The sequence below is a fragment of the Sphaerisporangium sp. NPDC049457 genome (genome assembly GCF_055586705.1).
Window position 1 is genome coordinate 196,982 of the sequence record NZ_JBVJHR010000006.1, and the last position, 23,344, is coordinate 220,325.

Sequence of the window (23,344 nt, forward strand, 5' to 3'; positions counted from 1 at the left end):
CACCTCACCGGCACCGGCCACGGGTCACCCGGCTTCGGTCACGGATCGCCCGTCACGGATCGCCCGTCACGGATCTCCGGTCACACGGCTTCGGTCACGGGGTGTAGGTGAAGGCCTCGGAAAGGGTGCTGACGACCGCGAAGCCGGAGGCGGCGAGGTCGGCGCGGCTGGTCATGCCGCCCGCGTACAGCACCGCCGAGGCGCCGACGTGCTCGGCCGCGTGCGCGTCGTCGAGGCTGTCGCCGATCACCAGGATCTGCGACGGCTTCACGTCGAGCGACTTGATGTGGGCCACCATGTGCTCGGCCTTGCCGCCGCCGGGGGCGCCGTCGCTCAGACCGTCGATGCGGGCGAAGTACCGGTCGATGCCCAGCTCGGCGGCCTTGCGCACCAGCCGGTCGTGAGCCCACATGGACAGCAGCGACTGCGTGCGCCCGGACTCGGCCCACGTGTGCAGGCAGTCGAGCGCGTCGGCGGCCAGCTCGCACGCGTGCATCAGCTCGTGGTAGTTGTCGTGGAAGGCCTGGTCGAGCCGTTCCCACTCGCCGTCGTGCAGCGGCCGGCCGAGTATGCGCTCGTAGGCCACCCAGATCGGCCGGGTGTATGCGGCGCGGAACCCCTCGGCGTCCAGCGCGGCCATTCCGTAAGGCTCGAACACCGCGTTGGTCGCCCCGACGACGGCGTCGATGTCGTGGAAAAGTGTTCCGTTCCAGTCCCAGATGATGTGCTTCATGGTGACGTCAAGCCTAACGCCGCGCCTCCGCCCGGTTCACCGGATTATCGCCGTCGCCGCCCGCTCGGAACGACGCGCCGGCTCTGCTCACCAGCGACCGGCGCCGCCCACGTGAGGCCGGCGCCGCTCACCTGAAGTAGGCGCCGCTCACATGAGGAGGTCGGGGATCTCCTGGGTGGCGTACCACAGCAGTTCGTGGTCCTCGGCTCCGTCCACCACGAACCGCGCGTCGTCGTCGCCCGCGTCGGCCGCGAACACCGCGGCGACGGCGGCCTCGACGTCGGGCATGGCCTGCGGGTCGTCCACATGGACGGCCGCTATCTGGTTCATCCGCACCTCGGCCGGGATGCGGACCCGGGAACGCTCCTCGATGTCGGTGCCTGCGATGACGACGTCATCGGGCACCTCCGCGGCGATGACCACCCGCCGGGCGGCGACGTCGACGCCGTCCGCGCGGTCGGCCGCGAGCATCCGCAGGGACGCCTTCGCCGCGTCCGTCAGGGCGACGTACTCCAGCTCTTCGGTGTCACCCGACACGTACCACTCGACCAGCGCGGGCGTCACCGCGTAGCCGATCAGGGGAGCCGGGCCGACCTCGCCCGCGCTCACCACCCGGGCCAGCGAGGGAAGGGTGCACGGCAGGTAGACGCGCATGCGCTTGTTCCTCAATCACGATATTGCCGGACATCGGCGTCGAAGCGGCGCCGACCACCTGAACGAGTGTGCCAGCCACCGCACACGGACCGTACACCATCCCGCGACCGGCGTTCCCACCGTGAACCGCCCCGGAACCAGCCACGCTCGCGGATGTCGCGGACCCGTCGCACGTCCCGCTCGTCGTACTCCCCGGTAACCGGCGCCGGTGCGGCGGGCGGTCAGCAGGCCCTGCTGTTCGCAGTAGCGCAGCACCCTGGTGGTGGCTCCCGCCGCCCGCGCGGCCTCTCCGATGCGCATCCGCCCGCCTCCCGCCGCGGTTCGACGATGACGGTACCCGGACCCTTCTCGACGCGGGCGACCGGCCGGACCTCACGCGCCATGCTCATCTGTGTCATGGCGGCGACCGTGAACGTCGACCCACACGTCAAGGTCGACCCACTCCGGGCATGCGCTAGACGAAGGTGGCTCTGGGAGGAGTCGAGGGCCGGAGGGGGAGGTCGCAGAGGGTTTCCAGGGCGGTGATGGTGGTGTCGGCGTCGCGGTGGTGCAGGCCGACGATGCCCAGAGCGCGAGCGGCCTCGATGTTGGCCTCGATGTCGTCGATGAAGACGCACTCGTGCGCCCGCAACCCGACCAGGCCGAGGGCGTGGTGGAAGATGCGCGGCTCGGGCTTGCGCATGCCGACCTCGCCGGAGATGACGACCTGGTCGAAGTAGTGCTCCCAGCCGTCCCGGGTGTAGTGGTTCCCCCACGAGTTGGAGAGCAGACAGGTGGCCAGACCGGCCTCGCGGGCGACGCGCAGCATCTCGTACATCGGCCGCACCGGACGGAAGCCGGCGAACATGCGGTTGATCAGCCCTTCGGCGACCGGCGGCGAGCCATGCAGAGTGATCAGCCGAGCCGCCAGATCGCGCTCGAACGTCGCGACGTCGACCTCGCCGCGCTCCAGCGCGTGGATCGGGTTCTCGCCGGTGGCGGCGCCCTGCTCGTAGGCATGCCTGACGAGCTCGCGCATGAGTTCGCGGTAGTGCTCCGCGTCGATGCCGTCCGCGTCGAGCCATTCGGCGATCGCCTCGTGCAGGCTGGTGGTGAGCACCCCACCCCAGTCGATCAGCACACCTTTCACCACGTTCACTCCTTACGTCCCACCGGACCTTTCAGACTAAGCCGAGCCCCCATCCATCGCGCTTCACCCCTCACGTCCGCGCCGGGCCTTTCAGAGTAAGCCGAACGCTTTTCCGGCCCCTCCCCCACCCCACCGAACGCCCTCCGCCCTGCCCCTCGCCACAGCCGGCATCGGCGGGATGCGAGCGGACCGGCAGGTCAGGGCGTTGGGCTGGTACCGCGACCCGGCCGTCGCCACCACGATCCAGCGCGTTCGGTGCGTACGGCCGGAAGGTCAAAGTAAAAAATTCTAGACATCATGTCTGCATTGCTTTACCTTGGCCATGTCAAAGTTTTTTTACATGGGGGTGGGACATGTCGTCCGAAGAGAAACGTGCGTGGATCTACGTCGTGGTCGGCGTCGGCGTGGCCGCGGTCTACTTCATCACGGTCCTGTCGAAGGTGCCGGGCGCGGACGTCGCGCGCATCGCCTATGTGCGGCCGATGCTCACCGCCATCGGCGTCGCGATCGGGCTGAGCATCGTCGCCGGCATCGCGGCCGGCATCGTCTCGCCGGAGGAGGCCGACCGGACCGACGAGCGCGACCGGCAGATCCACCGGCTGGGCGAGTACGTCGGGTTCTACGTCATGAGCATCGCCGCGATCATCCCGCTCGCCCTGGCCATGGCGGAGGCCGCCCACTTCTGGATCGCCAACGCGCTGTACCTGGCGTTCGTCCTGGCCATGCTCGCCTCGTCGATCACGAAGATCGTCTTGTACCGCCGGGGCTTCTAGCCATGGTCAAACCCACGAAGATCACGAACTCGATCAGAGCCCTGCGGTTCGCGAACGGCGAGATGACGCAGGCGCAGCTGGCCGACCGCGTCGGGGTGACCCGGCAGACCATCATCGCCATCGAGCAGGGCCGCTACTCGCCGTCGCTGGAGATGGCCTTCCAGATAGCCCGCGTCTTCAACGTGCCGCTCGAGGACGTCTTCCAGCGCCCCCAGGACTGACCCCCACGACCTCACCCGGCGCGCGAGGCGATCGCCTCGCGGGTCCGGCCCGTCACGCCCGAAACCAAGTCCGGCCAGTCATGCCCCGAAACCAGGGAGGAAACCGTGCACACCCCTCAACGTCTCGCCCGTATCGCGGGACTGCTCTACCTCACCGTCGGCATCGGCGGCGCCTTCGCCGAGATCGTGCGCGTCATGGTGTACCAGGCCGGTGACGCCACCACGACCGCGAAGAACGTCGCGGCCCATGCCGGCCTCTTACGGGCCGGCGTCGTGGCCGACCTCGTCACCACCGTGACCGGGGTGTTGACGGCCATGGCCCTGTATCTGCTGCTCAAACACGTGCACGCCAACGCCGCCCGGGCGATGGTGGCCTTCCTGGCGATCGCCGCCGCCATGATGGCACTCAACCTGGCTCACCAGTTCGAGGCGCTGCAGATGAGCGACGCGGCCTACACGAGCGCCTTCGGCGCGCAGGGATCCGACGCATTCGTGCTGCTCATGCTCGACCTGCATCACCATGGGTACCTGATGACGCAGATCTTCTTCGGCCTGTGGCTGCTGCCGATGGGCTACCTCGTCCACCGGTCGGGCATGATCCCGCGCGTGATCGGCGTGCTGCTCATGGTCGGCTGCTTCGGCTACCTCGTCGACGCGTTCGCCCGGTTCACCGCCCCCGACCTGGGCGCGGCGCTGAGCCCCTTCGCCGTCGCCCCGGCCGCCGTCGCGGAGGTATCGATGATCCTCTGGCTGCTCATCAAGGGCGTCAAGGCCCCGCGGCGCGACCATCCGGCCGCCGTCGCCGCCGCCGCGTGACCCTGACCGCGACAGCGCCGCCGCGGCCAGGTCCGCGCCGCCGCAGCCCGGTCCGCCCTGCCGCAGCCCGGCCCGCCCCGCCGCGGCCGGGTCCGCCGCACCCGGCCGACGGCGGACGGGAGTCGTCAGCGGGAGGGTAAGCGGACCGGGAGGGCGCCCTTGGGGGTGAGGGCGCCGGTCAGCGCCTTGGCGGCCGCCCGGAGGGAGGCGTCGCCGTCGGAGTAGACGGCCAGTGCCGAGTCATACCCTCGCAGCCGCGCCAGCTCGTACGGGGCGCCCATCGACACGACCACGACCTTCTTGCCGGTGCCGCCCATGGCGGAGACCAGGCGCGCCTGTGCGGGCCCCGCGTCCTTGGTGGTGACGACGACCGTGTCGGCCCTGGCGGCGGCCGACCTGGCACTCGCGATCTGGGAGGCCGTCGGGGTGTCGCCGGTGCTCGAAGCGGACGCGCCGTCGAGCATGCCCGCCAGGCGCCGGCTCGCCGGCCCGGTGACCAGCACTCTGCCCTTCACCGGGAGGTTCTTGGCGCCCTTGACCGATGTGACCGAGCGGTCGGCGATGCCCTGGGCGGTCTTGCGGTGCTCGTCGGAGCGCACCACCTCGGCCGCCCGGCCGGCGTCGGCCGCCGGGCCGTCGAGGATGCCCCGGGTGGCCTTCAGCGTGAGCAACCGGGTCACGGACCGGTCGAGCCGCTGGCGGGAGATGCGCCCCGATTTCACGGCGCCCAGCACGGCGTCGTACGCCTTGCGGAAGTTCGGCGGCATGAGCAGCAGGTCGACCCCCGCGAGGACGGCGCGCACCGCGACCTCGGCGTCGCCGTACTTCTCACGCACTCCTTGCATGTCGAGGGCATCGGTGCTGACCACGCCGTCGAAGCCCAGCCTGCCGCGGAGCAGCCCGGTCAGGATGGGCTTGGACAGGGTCGCGGGATCGCCGGACGGGTCGAGTTTCGGCATCACGACATGGGCGGACATCACCATGTCGACGCCGGCGCCGACGGCCGCCTTGAAGGGCGGAGCGTCCAGCCTCTCCCACTGGGACCGCGTGTGGCGGATGACCGGCAGGCCGCTGTGGCTGTCGACCTGGGTGTCGCCGTGCCCGGGGAAGTGTTTGGCGGCGCTGCCCACGCCCGCGTCGTGGAAGCCCTCGACGGCCGCCGCCACCATGGCCGAGACGCGCTTCGGGTCGGACCCGTACGCCCGGGCGCCGATCACGGGGTTGGCCGGGTTGACGTTGACATCGGCCACCGGCGCGAAGTCGAGGTTGATGCCGAGGACCCGCAGCTCTTCGCCGGTCACCCGGGCGGCCGCCCGGGCCGAGGCCGGATCGCGCGTCGCGCCGATCGCCATGCTGCCCGGCACGTCGGTGACGATGGAGCCGAGCCGTGAGACCACGCCGTTCTCCTGGTCGGCGCCGATGAGCAGCGGGACCTTGGATGCCTTCTGCAGGCCGCGGGTGAGCGCGGCCAACTGGCGGGCATCGCCGACGTTGCCCGCCCACGGGAACAGGATCACCCCGCCCGGGTGGTACTTCTCGACCACGGCGGCGGGAGCGCCCACCCCGAACCTGGCCTGGTTGTCGCCGTGCGCGCCGTCGGCGCGCGAGCCGTACACGACCGGCATGAACAGCTGGCCGACCTTTTCCTGCAGGCTCATCGCGGCGAGCCGGGAGGCGACCGAGGAATCAGCGGAGGCGCCGGCCGTGGACTGCGGCGCGGAGGCGGACCCGGCGGAGGTGGGACTCGGGGCCGCGGCGCTGGTGCCGGCGGTGCTCGGCGGAGCCGTGCCCGCGCGTGGCGGCGCCTCGCCGGTCGTGGTCGATGTGGCGGCGCACCCGGCCGTCAACGTCGCGACCAGCAAGAGCACCACTGCGGGGGAAGGTCCGGCCATGCCACAACCGTATCCGCGTCACCGTCCGCACCGTCGCCTCTCTGTGGATAAGTGCGGGGGTGGGTGGGTCAGAGGCCCAAGGTGGAGAGGCCGGGGAGGTGGGTGCGGGCGGCGGTTCGGGCGGCTTCCGGGGTGCTCTGGGCTCGGGCGGCGACGGCGGCGGCGCGGCACTGGGCGAACGTGTGGTGGGCCAGCGCGGCGCGTACCCAGGGAAGGGCCGGGGCGCCCATCGACAGCGAGCTCACGCCCAGGCCGACCAGCACGCACGCCAGAGCCGGATCGGCGCACGCCTCACCGCAGACGCCGCACGGGACGCCCGCCGAGGCGGTCATCGCCACCAGGTCGAGCAGGACGGGCTGCCACGGGTCCTGGAACGCGGTCAGCGCGCCCACTTCGCGGTCGGCCGCGAAGGTGTACTGGGCGAGGTCGTTCGTGCCGATGGAGAAGAAGTCGACGGCGGGGGCGAGGTCGGTGGCGCGGAGCGCGGCGGCCGGGATCTCGATCATGACGCCGGCCGAGCGCAGGCCCGCGGCCCTGCACGCCGCCACGAACCAGGCGGCCTCCTCGGGCGTCGCCACCATCGGGGCCATGACCTGGACCCTCGCCGTCATGCCCTCGGCGGCGCGGGCGAGCGCCCGCAGCTGCCCGGCCATGACGTCAGGAAATATCCGCATAATGCGGATGCCGCGTGCGCCCAGAGCCGGGTTGGGCTCGTTCTCGGTCGGCGGCAGGAACCCCAGCGGCTTGTCCGCGCCCGCGTCCAGCACGCGCACCACCACCGGCCCGTCGGGGAACCCGGAGATGACCTCCCGGTAGGCGTCCTGCTGCTCCTGCTCAGTGGGCGCCACGTCCCGGTCGAGGAACAGGAACTCCGTGCGGTAGAGCCCGATGCCCTCGGCGCCGTACTCGCGGGCCAGCTCCAGGTCGCGAGGGCCGCCGACGTTGGCCAGCAGGGCCACGGGACGGCCGTCGGCGGTCGCGCCCGGGCCGGTCACCGCGGTGAGCGCCGTGTCGCGCGACCGCGCGGCCTCCAGCGTCGCCGCGACCTCCTCCTCGGAGGGCACCAGCTCGACCGTGCCGGTCGTGCCGTCGACCAGGACGGGCGTGGCGTTGGCGATGGAGGTGGCTCCGGCGCAGGCCACGACGGCCGGCACGCCCATCGAGCGGGCCAGGATCGCCGTGTGGCTGGTGGGACCGCCCTGCTCGGTGACGAAGGCCGCGACGATGTCCCTGGACAGCAGCGCGGTGTCGGCGGGAGCGAGATCGCGGGCGACCAGCACGTAGGGCTCGTCGCCCTTCTCCGGCAGGCCGTACGTCGGCAGCCCGGCCAGCTCGGCGATCACCCGGTCGCGGATGTCCTCCAGGTCGGCGACGCGCTCGCCCAGGTAGCCGCCGATCTGCGAGAGGATGTCGTTGTACCGCATGTACGCCTCGTACACGGCCCGCTCGGCGGACGTGCCGGCGTTGATGAGGTCGGCGACCTCGCTGGAGAGCGTGGGGTCGCGCGCGATCAGCGCCTGCGCCGCGAGGACGTCCTGCGCGTCGCCGCCCGCGGCCTCGCCGCGCGCCTCGAGCTCGGCCGCCACCCGCTCGACGGCCGACTCCACCCGCGCCACCTCGCCCACCACGTCCCCGCCGTGCCGGGAACCGGCCGGCGGCTCCGGAACGGTCGCGCCCATGAGGTACGCCGGGCCGTAGCCCGCGCCGGGGCTGACCCCGGTGCCCGTCAACCTCTCCATGGCCTCCGGCCTCGCATCGGGTGTCAGGGTGTCGACACGATCGCGGCCAGCTCGTCGAGCACCTGATCGGCGCCGTCGCCGTCGGCGTGGATGACGATGACCTCGCCGTTCCGCACGTCCAGCGCCAGGATGGACAGGATGCTCTTGGCGCTGACGGGCGTGCTGCCCGGCTTGGCCACGGTGATGTCGATGGGGGCTTTGGCTGCGGTCTGCACGAACGTCGCCGCCGGGCGGGCGTGCAGACCCACCGCTGACTCCACGATGACCTTGCGCTCGGCCACGGTTCCTCCTTCATTGCGTCCGGGGCGGTCCGGACCACCCGGTGACAAGCAGTACAGCTCGCACGTTATTCCGAGATAGTTGCTATCTCCGGGAATGGCCGGATAACACCGGGCATATCTGGCATGGCTGGTTCGGCGACGGACAGTTGACACGCGCCCGGTGGGGGCGCCGGCCCAGCGTGTTCATACCCGCCCCCGGCGGTGGCAGGCGGCACGAGCGTACCTGGTCGTCGTCCCGTGGCCGCCCGCGCCCACCTGTTGAGCGAGGGCACCGGCGCGACCGGCGGCCCGGCGGGGTCGTCAGGACCGGTGCCAGCGGAACAGCGGCTGCCCGGCGCGCACGGGGCCCGCGGTGAGAACGGCGGTGAGCAGGCCGGAAGGTGCGTCCAGGGCGACGACCGGGCAGATGGGCGACATCCCGCCGGCCGCGACGACCGCGGGGTCCCAGGCGACGATCGGCTGCCCGGCGCGCACCCGCTCGCCCTCGCCGGTGAGCACCCGGAACCCCTCGCCCTTGAGCAGCACCGTGTCGACGCCCAGATGGACGAGCACCGCCCGGCCGTCCTCGCCGGCGATCACGTAGGCGTGCGGGTGGAGCTTGAGCACCAGCCCGCCGATCGGGGCGAGCGCCTCACCGGCCTGCCTGGCCGGGTCGATCGCCGTCCCCGGGCCCACGAGCCCCTCGGAGAACACCGGGTCGGGCACGGCGGCGAGTCCCACGACATGCCCCGCCACGGGGGCGAGAACGGTCGTCATGGCACTCCCACCGGCCGCGAGGCTCACTCGATGAGATCGTCGATGTCGGAGGCGATCGTGTCGGCGTCCGGACCCACCACGACCTGGACGACGTTGCCCGCCGCCATGACACCGTGGGCGCCGGCCGCGCGCAGTGCCGCGTGGTCGACCTTGGACGCGTCGCGCACCTCGGTGCGGAGGCGGGTGATGCACGGCTCTATCTCGATGATGTTGTCGACGCCACCGAGCCCGGCGATGATCGCGTTGGCGTCTGCCGCCATGTCCGTCCTCCTCGTTACGCCTGGGGCAAAGCTAGTGGCGCTATTCGGTCTGCGTCACCTTGTTCAGGCCGCGAGGAGAGTCGGGGTCGATGCCCCGCCGGCGGGCGAGGGCCTCGGTCAGGATCTGCGCGGGGACGATGAGGCCCATCGGGGCCACCCACTCGGGCAGCGCGGGCCCGTTGAGCGCCGCCGTGGAGGCTCCGGCCAGCTCGGCGCCGCCGCCGACGCCGTAGGCGGACGCGCCTGCGCCGGTGACCCGCCGGGCGAGGGCGACGGTGCCGGGCAGGGTCGGGCCCTCGTCGGCGGCGACCAGCAGCGCGGGCGTCTTCTCGTCCACGACCGCGATGGGGCCGTGCAGCAGGTCGGCGTACGACAGGCCCATGGCGTGCAGGTAGCAGGCCTCCTTGAGCTTGAGCGCGGTCTCCAGCGCGGTGGAGAACGCCATGCCGCGGCCCGACACCACGACGCCGGACACCTCCGCCAGCCCTTCCACCACGGCGTCGATGTCCCCCGGGTCGGCGATCAGCCGTTCGACGGCGCCCGGGACCCGTTCGAGGTCGGCCGCGTCCACGTCGGCGCCGAGGCCGAGGGCCAGCACGGCCAGGGCCGCGAGCGCGGTGGTGTAGGTCTTGGTGGCCGGGACGGCCCGCTCTTCGCCGGCCTGGGTGCACAGGGCGAGGTGGGCGATCTCGGCGAGCGGCGAGTGCTCGCCGCCGTTGGTGATCGCGACGGCGCCCGCGCCGCAGTCCTTGGCCCAGGCGAGGGTCTCGACGATCTCCTCGGTCTTGCCGGACTGCGAGAGTGCGACGGCGAGCACGCCGGTGAGGTCGAGTTTGCGCTTGTAGGTGGTGGCGATGGACGGCGCGGCGAGCGACGACATCCTACCCGCGTGCGCCTCGACGAGATAGCGGCCGTAGACGGCGGCGTTGTCGGAGGTGCCCCTGGCGATGAAGACGAGCTGCCTGGTCTGCCCCGCCAGGGCCCGCACCTCGCCGATCATCGGCAGCAACGCGTCCAGGGTCGCTCGGAGCGCGGCCGGCTGCTCGGCTATCTCGCTGCGCATCATCGTGGTCATGGGTGCCCGTCCTTAGGCTCTGGAGGGCGAGATCGGGCCGTTATCGATCCGTCGCCGGTCCGTACGTTGACACTCATTTCTGGCATGTGGTCTAGTCCGGACTAGACCAGCACAAACCCTAACTCAAACCCAAGCGGAGATCGAGAGGAGGGAAACAGTGGCCAAGATCGACCCCGACAGCCCTGTGCCGAAGTACTTCCAGCTTCGCGAGATCCTCCTCGATCTCATCGAGGGCAACGAGCTCACCATCGGAGCGGCGATCCCCTCCGAGCGGGAGCTCTGCCAGCGTTTCGGCCTGTCACGCATGACTGTACGCCAGGCCGTCGACCATCTCGTGTCCGAGGGGCGGCTGCACCGCGTCGCGGGCAAGGGCACCTTCGTGGCCCGCCCGAAGATCGAGATGGCGCTGCGGCTCACCTCGTTCAGCGACGACATGCGCGCGCGGGGCATGGAGCCCGGCTCGCGCGACCTGGACCGCCGGGTGGTCCGGGCCAGCGCCCACCTGGCGCGCGAACTCGGCATCCAGCCGGGCGAGGCCGTGCACTTCATCGAGCGGCTGCGCACGGCGGACGGGGAACCGCTGTGCATCGAAAGGGCGCACATCCCGGTGTCCTTCGCGCCCGACCTGGAGTCGTTCGACCTGTCAGGACGGTCGCTCTACGCGCTGCTGGAGACCCGCCACGGGGTGGTGCTGGACGCGGGAGAGCTGACCATCGACGGCGGCATCGCCGACCCGGGCGACGCCGACCTGCTCAAGCTGCCACGAGGCGGCGCCGTGCTGCTGCTCCAGCGCCGGTCGTTCTCCGGCGGCGTCTGCGTCGAGTTCGGGGTCTCGACCTACCGTGCCGACCGGTACCAGCTCCGCACGGTGCTGGAAATACCGACGCGGCGAGGCTGAACCTCCCTTCTCTTCCCTGGAGGAAAGCCGATGAGCCCCCCTTCGGCCGACGCCACCCCGCCCCTCCCCGACACCACCGGCACCACCGCCCCGGACGTCTCGCGCGCCTCGTCCTCCGCCGGGGGCGGCGCGCCGTCCTCCTCGCCCTCGCTCGGGCCGGCCCTCATGGCGATCCTGTCGCGCATCGGGCGTTCGCTGATGCTGCCGATCGCCGCGCTCCCCGCGGCGGGCCTGCTGCTGCGGCTCGGCCAGGACGACCTGCTCGGACGCACCGGCAACGCGGCCCTGGACAAGATCGCCGAGGTGGTCGGCGGCGCGGGCGGGGTGCTGTTCGACAACCTCCCCCTGCTGTTCGCCATCGGGGTGGCCGTCGGGTTCGCCCGCCGCTCGGACGGCTCGACGGCGCTCGCGGCGCTCGTCGGCTACCTGGTCTTCGACCGGGTGTCGCGGCTGCTGTTCTTCGACGCCTCCGGGTTCGCCGTGCACGACCGGGTCTCCCAGACGGTCGTGCGGGCCGACGGGCGCGCCGTGCAGGTGATCGACCTGGCGGCGGGCAACCCGACCGGCGTGCTCGGCGGCATCGTCATCGGGATCACCGCCGCGCTGCTCTACCAGCGGTACCACCGGATCAAGCTGCCCACCTGGCTGGCGTTCTTCGGCGGCCGGCGGTTCGTCCCCATCGTCACGGCGTTCGCCGCCCTGCTGCTCGGCGTGGTCTTCGGGCTGCTGTGGCAGCCGGTCGGCGAGGGCATGACCGCGTTCGGCCAGTGGCTCGTCGACCACTCCACGGCCGGCGCGGGCATCTACGGTGTCGTCAACCGGCTGCTCATCCCGCTCGGGCTGCACCACTTCCTGAACTCGATCGTGTGGTTCCAGGTGCCCGACTGCACCGTGGCGGGCAAGGAGTTCGCCGGCGACCTCACCTGCTACCTGCAGGGCAACCCCGGGTCGGGCGAGTTCATGGCCGGGTTCTTCCCGGTCATCATGTTCGGCCTGCCCTCCGCCGCGATCGCGATCTGGCGCGCCGCGCCGCCGCACCGCCGCCGCGCCGTCGGCGGCATCATGATCTCGGCGGCGCTGGTCGCGTTCGTCACCGGCATCACCGAGCCGATCGAGTTCGCGTTCATCTTCGTCGCGCCGCTGCTCTTCGTGATCCACGCGCTGCTCACCGGGCTGTCGATGGCGCTGGTGGCCGCGATGGACGGTCATCTCGGCTTCAGTTTCTCGGCCGGGGCCATCGACGCCACGCTCAACGCCACCAAGTCCAACACCGACGGGTTCTGGCAGATCATGCTGCTCGGCGTGGTCTACGCGGTGGTGTACTACGCGGTGTTCGGCTTCCTGATCAGGCGGCTGAACATCATGACCCCCGGCCGGGAGCCGGAGCCGGACGTCGACGCCGGGGAGGGCGCCGGCGCGCCGGCCGCGCGCGTCCCCGCCGCCGGGCGGGTTTCGGACGGCGGCCGGACCGGCGGCGAACGACCCGAATAGCGCATCGCCGACATCAGTGGCGTCCGCGCCGGCCGATCTTCTCGGTGCAAGCCGGACGAACCACACCGCAGGCGCGGTTAGTTGGCAGCCCAACCTGCCACCGCGGTATCAGCGCGGCCGGCCGAAAACTCCTTAGTGCGTCACTTCCCCGACGTCACCGGAGTCCCGATGTCCCGCTCCCCCGAGCCGTCCCGTCCTCGCACCCCGTCGCGCGCCCGCCGCCCCGCCGGCCTCTCGCGGCCGGCGCCGCTCCCCCGGCTGCGTCCCGTCCCGCCGGCCGACCCGCCCTACGACGACGAGCGCGACCCCGCGTACCCGCCGCAGCCTCCCGCGCAGGCGGCGCCGGCCCTCACCTACGACCTGCCGTGGGAGGCGCCGGCGTCCCCCGTCCCGGTCTCCCCCGACCTGCCGTGGGTGGCACCGGCGCCCTCAGACCCGGCGTCCCCCGGCCCGGCCCGCGGCGCCGGCGTCCCTTCCCGGGGGTACGAGGCACGCCGGGCGGCGGCCGCGCCGCCCGACGCGCGCAGGCTGCGCGGCATCGGGCAGGCGCTGGCCGAGATCCTCGCGGGCCGGCGGCCGCCCGGCACGGTCGCCGACCGGCTGACCGGCAAGGCGTACGCCGACCTGGTGCGCGCCGGCACGATGATCCGCACCAGGCGGCCGCCGCTCGTCGCCCTGCCGCACGTCAAGCAGCCGCACGACGGCGCCGTCGAGGCGTGCCTGCTGGTGCGCTGCGGCGAGCGCAGCCACGTGCTGGCGCTCCGCCTGGAACGGCGCGGCGTCCAGTGGCTCGTCACCGACTTCGAGACCGCCTGACCACCCGGACGGCGCCCCGCAGCCGGCGCCCCGCAGACGGCGCCGCGGACGGCGTCCCGCGAACGGAGAAGGCCCCGTGACCGGCGGGTCACGGGGCCGTTCGCCTCGAACGGGCCGCTGTCAGGCGGTGGCGTTCTTCGGGTCGCCGTGGCAGCGCTTGTACTTCTTGCCCGAGCCGCAGGGGCAGGGCGCGTTGCGCTCGACGTTGCCGTACGCGGCGCGCTCCTCGGCCGTGGTGCGCACCCGGGTCTGCTCGACGCCACCGCCCTCGCCGGGCGCGCTGTAGATCATCTCGGTGGGACGCTGCGGGCGGCGCAGCGCCTTGGAGATGATCGCCTGGGCCTCGGAGACGTTGGCGTCCTGCGGGGCGACCTCTTCGACGATCGGGTTGTCCTGCACCTCGATCTCGAGGTTGAACAGGAAGCCGACCGACTCTTCCTTGATGCCGTCGAGCATGGCCGCGAACATGTCGAAGCCCTCGCGCTGGTATTCGATCACCGGGTCGCGCTGGGCGTAGGCGCGCAGCGCGATGCCGTCGCGCAGGTAGTCCATCTCGTAGAGGTGCTCGCGCCACTTGCGGTCGAGGACCGACAGGATGACCCGCCGCTCGACCTCGCGCATGGTCTCGGCGCCGAGTTCCTCCTCGCGCCGGTCGTAGGCCGCCAGGGCGTCGGCCTTGATGCGCTCGGCCATGAGCTCGGCGGTGAGGCCCTCGCGCTCGCCGCCGGCCTCCTCGACCAGCTCGTCGACCGTGACCGAGATCGGGTAGAGCTGCTGGAAGGCCTTCCAGAGCTTGTCGAGATCCCACTCTTCGGCGAAGCCCTCGGCGGTCGCGGCCTGGACGTACCCGTCGACGACCTCGGTGATGAACTGGCGCACCTGCTCGTGCAGGTCGGCGCCCTCCAGCACGCGGTGGCGCTCGGCGTAGATCACCTTGCGCTGGCGGTTCATGACCTCGTCGTACTTCAGAACGTCCTTGCGGATCTCGAAGTTCTGCTGCTCGACCTGGTGCTGGGCGGAGGCGATGGCCTTGGAGACGATGCCCGACTCGATCGGCACGTCCTCGGGGATGTTCAGCCGCGTCATGATCATCTCGACGCGGGCGGAGTTGAACAGCCGCATGAGGTCGTCTTCCAGGGACAGGTAGAACCGGGACTCGCCAGGGTCGCCCTGACGGCCGGAACGACCGCGCAGCTGGTTGTCGATGCGGCGCGACTCGTGGCGCTCGGTGCCGAGGACGTACAGGCCGCCGAGCTCGGTGACCTCCTCGTGCTCGGCCTTGACGGCCTCCTTGGCCTTCTCGAGCGCCTCGGGCCAGGCCTTCTCGTACTCCTCGGGCGTCTCGGACGGAGACAGGCCGCGCTGCTGGAGTTCAAGATCGGCGCGGAACTCGGGGTTGCCGCCGAGCATGATGTCGGTGCCGCGGCCGGCCATGTTGGTGGCGACGGTGACGGCGTGCTTGCGGCCCGCCTCGGCGATGATCGCGGCCTCACGCGCGTGGTTCTTGGCGTTCAGCACCTCGTGGGTGACGCCGGCCCGCTTGAGCGCCTTCGACAGCTTCTCGGACTTCTCGACCGAGGTGGTGCCGACGAGGACCGGCTGGCCCTTCTCGAAGCGCTCTTTGATGTCGAGGACGCAGGCGTTGAACTTGGCGTCCTCGGTCTTGTAGACCACGTCGGCCTGGTCTCTGCGGACCATCGGCCGGTTGGTCGGGATCGGGATGACGCCGAGCTTGTAGGTCTGGTGGAACTCGTTGGCCTCGGTGGCCGCCGTGCCGGTCATGCCGGCGAGCTTGGTGTAGAGGCGGAAGTAGTTCTGCAGCGTGACGGTGGCGAGGGTCTGGTTCTCGTCCTTGACCTTCACGGCCTCCTTGGCCTCGATGGCCTGGTGCATGCCCTCGTTGTAGCGGCGGCCGTGCAGGACGCGACCGGTGAACTCGTCCACGATCAGGACCTCGCCGTCGACGACGATGTAGTCCTTGTCCTTCTTGTACAGCTCTTTGGCCTTGATGGCGTTGTTGAGGAAGCCGACGAGGTGGGTGTGCTCGGGCTTGTACAGGTTGTCGATGCCGAGCCAGTCTTCGACCCGCTCGACGCCGGCCTCCAGGATGCCGACCGTGCGCTTCTTCTCGTCGACGATGTAGTCGCCGGTGCTCTCTTCGCCGTCTTTGCCCTCGACGCCGCGTCGGAGGCGGGGGACGATCTTGGCGAACTCGGCGTACCACTTGCCGGACTGCTCGCCGGGACCGGAGATGATCAGCGGCGTGCGGGCCTCGTCGATGAGGATGGAGTCGACCTCGTCGACGATGGCGTAGTTGTGGCCGCGCTGGACGCACTCTTCCAGCGACCACGCCATGTTGTCGCGCAGGTAGTCGAAGCCGAACTCGTTGTTGGTGCCGTAGGTGATGTCGGCGTTGTACTGCCGGCGGCGCTCGTCGGGCGCCATGTTGGCGAGGATGACGCCCACTTCGAGGCCGAGGAAGCGGTGGACGCGTCCCATGTTGTCGGCGTCGCGCTTGGCCAGGTAGTCGTTGACCGTGACGACGTGGACGCCCTTGCCGCCGATGGCGTTGAGGTAGGACGGCAGCGTACAGGTCAGGGTCTTGCCCTCACCGGTGCGCATCTCGGCGATGTTGCCGAGATGCAGCGCGGCGCCGCCCATGATCTGCACGTCGAAGTGACGCTGGCCGAGGACCCTGCGGGCCGCCTCGCGCACGGCGGCGAACGCCTCGGGAAGCAGATCGTCGAGGGACTCGCCGTCGGTGTGGCGCTGCTTGAACTCGTCGGTCAGCGCGCGCAGCTCGGCGTCGCTCAGGCTGGTGAAGTCGGACTCGATGGAGTTGACCTGCTCGGAGATCCGCTTCAGCTTACGCAGGACCTTGCCCTCGCCGGCGCGAAGAATTCTGTCGAGAATGGCTGGCACTTTGAGTAAAGCTCCTCGCAGGTCTGTACCGCGGCCCGGCGGCTGCGGACATGAGGACGAGACATGGTTCCCCACAGCCATGGTAGGCGGTTTCACCACCGGACACAGCCATCGTCAACGACGCTGTCGGAGAGCGTGAGGGTTTCCGCGCGTCTTCCAGCGGCGGCTTGAGAGGGTACGGCATGCGGCACGGCCGGTGACGTTGTATATCGTGCGATGGTACGGGCAGGGAATCTTTGCCTCGGGGCGGCCCTCCGGCGGCAAGTGAAAACTAACGAGAACAAGGAGTCGGGATGGCCGAGAGCGCACCGGCGAAATCACACAGCGGTCAGTCGCACGCCGGGCGGGCCTCGTCATGGCTCGCGGTGACCGTGATCCTGCTGGGCTTCACGATCGGCGGCATCGCCCTCGTCATGGGTCCCAACTGGCTTCTCTTCTGGGTCGGCGGCGGCGCGGTCATCGTCATCGGCGGCATCCTGGCTCTCGTCTTCGACATCTTCTCCGACGTCATCGAGGACGCCCCGCGCCAGATCGCGGTGCAGGAGCACCACTCTCCCTTCGAGCACCGCGGCGAGCACGCCTGATCGGCGCCCGTCCCGGGACGACACCTTCATAGCTGTTTTGTCGGTGGCCCGCCCTACCATCGACACATGCCGAACGGTTTCCCCGCCCCCGTGCTCGAACTGTCCGCAGACGAGGCCCGCCGCGTCATCCTGCGCGCCCAGGGGTTCCTCGGAGCCGACTCCCGCAGGGGCGGGGTGGCCGGCATGCTGCGCCGGCTGGCCGCCGTGCAGCTCGACACCATCTCGGTGCTCGCCCGCTCCCACGAGCTGGTGGCGTACGCACGGCTCGGCGCCGTCGGGCGGCCCAAGGTCGAGCGGGCCTACTGGCACCAGCCCGCCACCGCGTTCGAATACTGGTGCCACGCCGCCTGCGTCGTCCCGATCGACGACTGGCCGCTGTACGCCTTCCGCCGCCGCGCCTACCGCGAGCGCGGCATCCGCTGGCACGAGGTGCCGCCCACCATCGACAAGGTGCTCGAACAGGTCAGGAACGAAGGGCCGGTGACCACCACCGACCTCGGCGGCGCCAAGAACGGCGGCCCCTGGTGGGACTGGTCGGACGTCAAGATCGCCGTCGAGTTCCTGCTCGACGTCGGCGAGGTGGTCTGCACCCGCAGGGTCGGGTGGCGCCGCGTGTACGACGTGGCCGAGCGCGTGGTCCCCTCCGCCCTGCTCGGTCGCGAGCTCACCGACGCCGAGTGCGTGAGCGGCCTGGCCGGCCACGCAGGCCGTGCCCTGGGGGTGGCCGCGCGCGCCGACCTGGCCGACTTCATCCGGGTGCGGGGCCCGCAGGGGGCGCTGCTGGACGAGGCGTTGCGCGACGGCTCCGCCGGCCTGGTCCCGGTGTACGTCGACGGCTGGGGCACCTCGCGCCGCGGCGCGGGCGGCTCAGGGCGCGGGACGGGCGGCTCCGAGGGCGGGGCGGGCGGCTCCGGGGGCGGGGCGGGCGGCTCGGGGCACGGGGCGGTGGCGGGCGCGCGGCCGGCGGCCAACGCCTGGGCCGACCCCGCCGCGCTGGCCACCGCCCCGCGCGGCCGCCACCGCACCACCGCGCTGTCGCCGTTCGACTCGCTGGTGTGGGACCGCGCCCGCACCGAGCGGGTCTTCGGCTTCACCCACCGGCTGGAGGCCTACGTGCCCAAGGACAAGCGGGTGCACGGTTACTTCACGATGCCGGTGCTGGCCGGCGGCCGGCTGATCGGGCGGGTGGATCCCGCGCGCGAGGGCTCGACGCTCGTGGCGCGGTACGTCGGGTTCGAGCCCGAGGCCGGGCGCGGCGGCACGGCCCGCACCGCCGCCGCCGTCGAGGCGATGAGCGACGCGCTGTGGGAGGCCGCGGCCTGGGTCGGCTGCGACGACGTGCGCGCCGAGCGCGTCAGCGCCCCGCACCTCGCCGCTCCGCTGGAAGCGGCCCTGCGCCGCCCGCCGGCCGCCCTCTGAGACGCACGACCGCCACCCGTCGGCCGCCCACTGAGACGCACGGCCGCCGCGCGTCGTGGCCTCCGCCGCCTCAGCGCACGGGCGGGGCGGCTCAGGTGATCTCGAGGAGGCGTTCCCGGACGGCGTAGACGACGGCCTCCATGCGCGAGTGCAGCTGGAGCTTCTCCAGGATGTTGCGCACGTGGTTCTTGACGGTGTTCTCGGAGATGAACAGCTGCTTGGCGATCTCACGGTTGTTCATGCCCTTGGCCACCAGGCGCAGCACCTCCATCTCGCGGTCGGTCAACCGCGGCACCGGCAGCTGCGGAGGACGCTCGGCCTCCTTGCGGCTCATGTTGGCGAACTCGCTGATCAGCTTGGCCGCCATCGCCGGGTTGATGAGCGACTGGCCCTCGTGGACGCCTCGCACGGCGTCGGGCACCTCGTCGATCTGGACGTCCTTGAGCAGGTAGCCCGTGGCGCCCGCCTTGATGGCCTCGAAGAGGTCTTCCTCCTCGTCGCTCACGGTGAGCATCACGACGCGCGAGCTCGGCACGGACGCCTTGATCACCCGGGTCGCCTCGATGCCGCTCTGACGCGGCATGCGGACGTCCATCAGCACGACGTCCGGCAGGAGGCGGTCGGCGATCTCGACCGCCTCCTTGCCGTCGCTCGCCTCGCCGACCACCTCTATGTCCGGCTCCGCGGCCAATGCCAGCTCAAGGCTCCGCCGGATCAGCGCGTGATCGTCCACGATCAGCACCCGGATCGGCTCCTGACGCCCGGAGCGGCCGGCCGTTTCGTCGGTCTGCGTCACGCCTCCTCCTCGTGGGGAGCCGGTCGCGCGGGCAGGTCGACCCCTGCCGTGCGACGCTCCCGCGCCCTCGGAACCGCCATCATTACATGGCTTTCCGGCGCGCGGGGGTGGTCGAGAGGATCATCGAACGCGTCGGTTACTGTTCCACGAGCCGCAACACGCCGTACGCGTACCCGACACGCCGGTACACGACGCTGGGCAGCCCGCACTCCTTGTCTCTGAACAGGTAGAAGTCGTGGCCCACCAGTTCCATCTCCAGCAGTGCCTGATCGATCGTCATGGCATCGGCCTGGTGGAACTTCTCTCGGACGACGAGGGGCCCGTCGCCGTCCATCTCGATCGGGACGATGGGCTCGGGGTACTCGGTCTCATGCCGGGCGCGCTCGGCGGCCCGCTCGGCGGCCTGCTCGGCCGGCGCGACGGGCTCGGGCGGAAGCGGTTCGGGCAAGGACTCGTAGGTGTCGGCCAGGACGGAGGTCAGTTCGGCTACCGATGGGGGGCAATGGTTGCCGTGGTGGACCTTCCGGCGGTCGGCGATGCGCCGCAGCCGTCCTTCGAGCTTGCCGAGGGCGATGTCGAGGGCCGAGAACCGGTCGTCGGCGGACGCTTCCGCCCGGATCGCCGGTCCTTTGGAGTGGATGGTCAGCTCCACCCGCTCGCGGTGCTCGGTCGCCCGCACGTTCGCTTCCTTCGACACCTCCACATCGACGCGTATGAGCTTGTTGTCCAGTCGTTCGATCCTGGCCAGCTTGGTCGTCACATGATCGCGGAACCGGTCACTCACACTGGTGTGCCGTCCCTTGACGATGATGTCCACTCAAAGGCCCCCCTTCGTCTCGACTGCGAGGAGGGCACCCGTCCGGCCGACCTGGTCTTCGTCCCCACATCCGCCTGCTGAGGGGTTCGCGGCTCTGTGGCCACTACTGCCCTTCTCTTCTGACGGAGGACATCTGGACCTCCGGGAAGGCAGGACTTACCTCTAAGCCGCACCGTGATCGGTCGACGAAGAGTCGCCTTACGTGGGCCGTTTCGCCTGCGGCTGGCATCGGCTAGCCAGTCCGGTCCCCTTACGGGGGTCGGTCCGGCGCAACCACGGACCCGAACGGGTGCCATGCTCGAACGCTAGTCCCTACCGGCGCGAATGTCAGCCGCGGGATCGACCGAAGGATCACTATGAGTGATTCGGTGGCGAGAATGAGAACATCCACCGACCGCGCGTTGACCATGCTGGGACCCGTTCCGCGAAGGGTTCTCACGTCGAGTCGGCAGGTGACGCAGTGGTATGGGACAGCAAGATGTGACCGACCGGACATGCTCATGATTTGACCCTGTCATTACCCTGCGTAATCCTCGCAGTTGTCTCGAATCCGGGCGTGTCGCGCGCGCCTCGGCGTGGCGGCCAGCGTGACGGCGAGCGGCACGGACGCCCCCTCGCCGCGCAGCGTCCGCGCCGCCTCGGCCAGCGTGGCGCCGGTGGTGACGATGTCGTCCAGGAGGACCACGACGGCCCCGGGCGAGCCCTGGAGGCGACGCTCGAAGGCGCGGGGCCCGCGCCGGAGGACAAGTGCCCCGGCGAGGTTGTCGGCCCTCTGGGATGCGCTCAGGCCCGCCTGGTCGCGCACCCGCCCGGCCTGCGCCAGGACGGGCGCCGCCACGGCCGGCCACCCCCGCGCCCGCAGGGCCCGCGCCGCCAGCGCGGCCAGGCGCCGGACCGGGTCGTGCCCGCGCCGCCGCACCGACCGGCGCGAGCTCGGGACGGGCACGAGGACCAGCGGCGTGCCGGACGGGAGGCCGCGGGCGGCGAGCGCCGCGAGCAGCGTGGAGACCAGGCAGGCCGCGAGCGCGGGCGCCAGCGCGGTGCGGCCCCGCTCTTTGTAGTCCAGCACGACGCGGCGGACGGCGCCCTCGTAGCGGGCGGCCGACCAGCAGTCGGGAAGCCCGGGAGGCGGCGGGCTCGGCGGCCGGGGGACGGGGTCGCCGAGCAGCTCGGCGGCGCACAGGCCGCACACGGCGGCGCCCGGCCGCGCGCATCCGGCGCAACGGCGGGACGAGATCAGGTCGAGGAGGGCGGTCAGCACCCGCCCACCATGAGGCCCGGCACCGACGGCGCCGGGCGTCCTGCCGCGGCCGTCCACAGGCGCCCACGCCGAACCGGTGCGAAACGCCCGCCGTCCACAGGCCGCGGCGGCCGTCCACAGGACCACAGGCCGCGGCGACGCCGCGGAAGGCCACACGGGCACGGACGGCCCGCTGGAGCGGGAGCCGATGTCCCCCGCCGGCCCCGCAGTCATGCTCGGGCGGTCAGCCGAGGGGGTAGGCCGGGGGGTCGGCGCCGTCCTTGACCAAGGTGGTCCACTGGCTCTTCTGGGTGTTCCAGACCATGATCTCGCCGTTGGCCGTCCCGGCGAGGATGGGGGCCGGGTCGGGGGCCGCGGCGATGCTCTCGATGCGCCCGGCGGCCTTGGGCGTCTCCACCCGCACGCCCTGCGTGACCGACCATGTGCGCAGCTCGCGGTCGGCCTTGCTCATCATCAGCACGAGCAGCGTGTCGGCGTCCCGCCAGGCGATGTCGATGATCCGCTGGCCCTCGTTCGCCGGCACGAGCGGCCGCAGGTTCTGGATCTTGCCCTCGTGCCGGTTGACGGAGCCGACGAGCACGCGCTCGCCGTGCCCGTCGTCGGCGATGACGGCCACCCGGGCGCCGTCGCGCGCCACGCGGAAGGCACGCACGTCGCTGTTCTCCAGGAGGGGAGCGCTCACCGGGATCTGCCGCGTGGCGTCGTGCGCCCTGAGCACCTGCGACTTGCGCGGCCCCTGCCGGACGACCGACCACAGATCGCCGTAGCGGTCCCAGGACGGCGGCGTGAGGTGCGCCCCTTCGATCCAGCGCTGCCACTGGCTGCCGGGGTTGATGCCGCTGACGTAGACGCCGCCGGCCTTCTCAAGCGCCGCGACCTTGACCGCCTGGTCGCTGGACACCGCCAGATGGCTGAACTGCCGCGTCCCGACCTGGCCGACGCCGACCACCACGGGGTTGCCGCTGTCTTCGTCCAGCCGGTGCAGCCTGCCCTGCTGCAGGTAGTAGGCCTGCGGCTGGGCGAGCACGTCGGGGTCGAAGTGGTCGTAGTCGCGCGGGTCGATGATGAACGGCCCACCGGGGAACTGCTCGCCGTTGACCCGCACCTCGATGCGCCGCGACTCGGTCAGCGGTTTCAGCGTCCAGGCGAGCTGGGCCGCCAGCGCCTCGCCTCTGACCTCGGCCGGCGCGGCGTCGACCACGCCGTAGGTGAAGTCGACCACGACCGTGTCGTTCTCCACGGACACGTTGTTGACATCGACGTTCGGCCCGAACGCGGACTCCACGGCGCCTCTGAGCGGCGCCGTCGGGCCGAGGAGCAGCCGGTGGACCAGCGACTTGGCCAGCCCTTCGCTGGGGTTGATCGGCACGCGCACCTGGTCGGCCACCAGGCCGATCGCCTGGTAGGCCGCGAAGTACAGGTTGAAGGAGCGGTAGGAGCGCTTGAAGTCGTCGTCGGTCAGCCACAGCCCCGAGGGCGCCGAGGAGATGCGCCACTCGTCCTGCACCTTGACCAGCGTGAACTCGCGGTCGAACTCGCCGCTCGCGGCGGTGTCGGTCGGCACGTAGTGCCCGTCGCCGTCGAGCGTGCCGAGGACGGTGCCCTTCAGCGTCACGCGGGACTGCTGGAGGTCCACCCTCGGGGGGTCGAGGCCGAGGGAGCCGTCGTACACGGTGACCGAGTCGAAGGGGCTCCAGGTGCGCTGGGCCTCCCCGGTGAGGTACTCGCGGGCCTTGGAGCGCAGCGGGTCGTCGAAGCTCGCCGCCGCGGCCAGGAAGCCGGTGACGATCTCCAGCGGCGTGCCCTTCGGCTTGGGCGACTCGGGCAGGATGCGCACATAGGGCTGGCTGAGTGCGTCTCCGCCGCGCCCGCCGCCCGCCGCGAAGACGTTGCCGCCGGTCGGCACGGTCGAGCAGGCCGCCGTGAGCGCCATGAGCATCGCCGCCACGGCCACCGCCACGCCCCGCGGCAGCGTCCTGGCCGCGGTCGTCCTAGTCGTCACCGTCCTAGT

At 71.5% G+C, this 23,344-nt stretch carries 23 protein-coding genes; 8 read left to right on the plus strand and 15 right to left on the minus strand.

Features of this window, described 5'->3' with window-relative positions:
- Positions 1-94: 94 nt before the first annotated feature.
- The 4 genes from ACZ6QO_RS11810 to ACZ6QO_RS11825 all read right to left on the minus strand — a co-directional run bounded on the left by ACZ6QO_RS11810 (position 95) and on the right by ACZ6QO_RS11825 (position 2,519).
- Positions 95-733, minus strand: coding sequence for an HAD family hydrolase (locus ACZ6QO_RS11810; RefSeq protein WP_465849963.1), 639 nt, complete (start codon positions 731-733; stop codon positions 95-97).
- A 147-nt stretch (positions 734-880) separates the two neighbouring features.
- Complete coding sequence (locus tag ACZ6QO_RS11815; RefSeq protein ID WP_465849965.1) at positions 881-1,387, minus strand: DUF6912 family protein; 507 nt, start codon at positions 1,385-1,387, stop codon at positions 881-883.
- A 15-nt stretch (positions 1,388-1,402) separates the two neighbouring features.
- Positions 1,403-1,687: a MerR family DNA-binding transcriptional regulator gene (locus ACZ6QO_RS11820; RefSeq protein WP_465849966.1), complete on the minus strand. Its 285-nt coding sequence runs from the start codon at positions 1,685-1,687 to the stop codon at positions 1,403-1,405.
- A gap of 154 nt (positions 1,688-1,841) precedes the next feature.
- The gene (locus ACZ6QO_RS11825; protein WP_465849968.1) at positions 1,842-2,519 is read right to left on the minus strand and encodes an HAD family hydrolase; all 678 of its coding nucleotides are present in this window, start codon (positions 2,517-2,519) and stop codon (positions 1,842-1,844) included.
- 350 nt (positions 2,520-2,869) lie between these two features.
- Here ACZ6QO_RS11825 and ACZ6QO_RS11830 point away from each other — a divergent pair, with 350 nt between their 5' ends.
- From ACZ6QO_RS11830 to ACZ6QO_RS11840, 3 genes are all read left to right on the plus strand, one after another.
- A complete protein-coding gene (locus ACZ6QO_RS11830; RefSeq protein ID WP_465849969.1) occupies positions 2,870-3,289 on the plus strand; it encodes a hypothetical protein in 420 nt (139 codons plus the stop codon).
- A 2-nt stretch (positions 3,290-3,291) separates the two neighbouring features.
- Positions 3,292-3,510 carry a helix-turn-helix transcriptional regulator gene (locus tag ACZ6QO_RS11835; RefSeq protein WP_465849971.1) on the plus strand — a complete coding sequence of 73 codons (219 nt, stop codon included), beginning with the start codon at positions 3,292-3,294 and terminating at the stop codon, positions 3,508-3,510.
- A 105-nt stretch (positions 3,511-3,615) separates the two neighbouring features.
- Positions 3,616-4,326, plus strand: a complete 711-nt coding sequence (locus tag ACZ6QO_RS11840) for a DUF4386 domain-containing protein (RefSeq protein ID WP_465849973.1) — start codon at positions 3,616-3,618, stop codon at positions 4,324-4,326.
- A 125-nt stretch (positions 4,327-4,451) separates the two neighbouring features.
- Here ACZ6QO_RS11840 and ACZ6QO_RS11845 read toward each other — a convergent pair whose 3' ends face one another.
- From ACZ6QO_RS11845 to ACZ6QO_RS11870, 6 genes are all read right to left on the minus strand, one after another.
- Positions 4,452-6,218 (minus strand): glycoside hydrolase family 3 protein, encoded by a 1,767-nt coding sequence (locus ACZ6QO_RS11845; RefSeq protein ID WP_465849975.1) that lies wholly within the window; start codon positions 6,216-6,218, stop codon positions 4,452-4,454.
- 68 nt (positions 6,219-6,286) lie between these two features.
- A complete protein-coding gene (ptsP, locus tag ACZ6QO_RS11850; protein WP_465849977.1) occupies positions 6,287-7,957 on the minus strand; it encodes a phosphoenolpyruvate--protein phosphotransferase in 1,671 nt (556 codons plus the stop codon).
- 23 nt (positions 7,958-7,980) lie between these two features.
- The gene (locus ACZ6QO_RS11855; RefSeq protein ID WP_465849979.1) at positions 7,981-8,238 is read right to left on the minus strand and encodes an HPr family phosphocarrier protein; all 258 of its coding nucleotides are present in this window, start codon (positions 8,236-8,238) and stop codon (positions 7,981-7,983) included.
- 300 nt (positions 8,239-8,538) lie between these two features.
- Complete coding sequence (locus ACZ6QO_RS11860) at positions 8,539-8,994, minus strand: PTS sugar transporter subunit IIA (protein ID WP_465849980.1); 456 nt, start codon at positions 8,992-8,994, stop codon at positions 8,539-8,541.
- Positions 8,995-9,017: 23 nt separating this feature from the next.
- Positions 9,018-9,254, minus strand: coding sequence for a PTS sugar transporter subunit IIB (locus tag ACZ6QO_RS11865; RefSeq protein WP_380840265.1), 237 nt, complete (start codon positions 9,252-9,254; stop codon positions 9,018-9,020).
- A 40-nt stretch (positions 9,255-9,294) separates the two neighbouring features.
- The gene (locus ACZ6QO_RS11870) at positions 9,295-10,329 is read right to left on the minus strand and encodes an SIS domain-containing protein (protein ID WP_465849982.1); all 1,035 of its coding nucleotides are present in this window, start codon (positions 10,327-10,329) and stop codon (positions 9,295-9,297) included.
- Positions 10,330-10,486: 157 nt separating this feature from the next.
- Here ACZ6QO_RS11870 and ACZ6QO_RS11875 point away from each other — a divergent pair, with 157 nt between their 5' ends.
- The 3 genes from ACZ6QO_RS11875 (at position 10,487) to ACZ6QO_RS11885 (ending at position 13,534) form a co-directional block, all read left to right on the plus strand.
- Positions 10,487-11,227, plus strand: a complete 741-nt coding sequence (locus ACZ6QO_RS11875) for a GntR family transcriptional regulator (protein WP_465849983.1) — start codon at positions 10,487-10,489, stop codon at positions 11,225-11,227.
- Between the two features lie 30 nt (positions 11,228-11,257).
- A complete protein-coding gene (locus ACZ6QO_RS11880; protein WP_465849985.1) occupies positions 11,258-12,718 on the plus strand; it encodes a PTS transporter subunit EIIC in 1,461 nt (486 codons plus the stop codon).
- Positions 12,719-12,886: 168 nt separating this feature from the next.
- On the plus strand, positions 12,887-13,534 hold the full coding sequence (locus tag ACZ6QO_RS11885; RefSeq protein ID WP_465849987.1) for an Rv3235 family protein: 648 nt from the start codon (positions 12,887-12,889) through the stop codon (positions 13,532-13,534).
- 120 nt (positions 13,535-13,654) lie between these two features.
- Here ACZ6QO_RS11885 and secA read toward each other — a convergent pair whose 3' ends face one another.
- Positions 13,655-16,456 carry a preprotein translocase subunit SecA gene (gene secA / locus ACZ6QO_RS11890; RefSeq protein WP_465849989.1) on the minus strand — a complete coding sequence of 934 codons (2,802 nt, stop codon included), beginning with the start codon at positions 16,454-16,456 and terminating at the stop codon, positions 13,655-13,657.
- Positions 16,457-16,749: 293 nt separating this feature from the next.
- On the opposite strand from secA, the gene ACZ6QO_RS11895 reads away from it, so the two are divergent.
- Together ACZ6QO_RS11895 and ACZ6QO_RS11900 are read left to right on the plus strand one after the other, a co-directional pair.
- The gene (locus ACZ6QO_RS11895; RefSeq protein WP_465849990.1) at positions 16,750-17,040 is read left to right on the plus strand and encodes an HGxxPAAW family protein; all 291 of its coding nucleotides are present in this window, start codon (positions 16,750-16,752) and stop codon (positions 17,038-17,040) included.
- A gap of 66 nt (positions 17,041-17,106) precedes the next feature.
- Complete coding sequence (locus tag ACZ6QO_RS11900) at positions 17,107-18,459, plus strand: winged helix-turn-helix domain-containing protein (protein WP_465849992.1); 1,353 nt, start codon at positions 17,107-17,109, stop codon at positions 18,457-18,459.
- A gap of 91 nt (positions 18,460-18,550) precedes the next feature.
- Here the strand turns inward: ACZ6QO_RS11900 and ACZ6QO_RS11905 are convergent, their stop codons facing one another.
- The 4 genes from ACZ6QO_RS11905 to ACZ6QO_RS11920 all read right to left on the minus strand — a co-directional run bounded on the left by ACZ6QO_RS11905 (position 18,551) and on the right by ACZ6QO_RS11920 (position 23,335).
- Positions 18,551-19,255, minus strand: a complete 705-nt coding sequence (locus tag ACZ6QO_RS11905; protein ID WP_465849993.1) for a response regulator — start codon at positions 19,253-19,255, stop codon at positions 18,551-18,553.
- 136 nt (positions 19,256-19,391) lie between these two features.
- On the minus strand, positions 19,392-20,072 hold the full coding sequence (gene hpf, locus ACZ6QO_RS11910; RefSeq protein ID WP_465849995.1) for a ribosome hibernation-promoting factor, HPF/YfiA family: 681 nt from the start codon (positions 20,070-20,072) through the stop codon (positions 19,392-19,394).
- 517 nt (positions 20,073-20,589) lie between these two features.
- A complete protein-coding gene (locus ACZ6QO_RS11915) occupies positions 20,590-21,333 on the minus strand; it encodes a ComF family protein (RefSeq protein ID WP_465849997.1) in 744 nt (247 codons plus the stop codon).
- Positions 21,334-21,556: 223 nt separating this feature from the next.
- Entirely contained in the window at positions 21,557-23,335 is a 1,779-nt protein-coding gene (locus ACZ6QO_RS11920; RefSeq protein WP_465849999.1) for an LpqB family beta-propeller domain-containing protein, read from the minus strand.
- Positions 23,336-23,344: the final 9 nt, after the last annotated feature.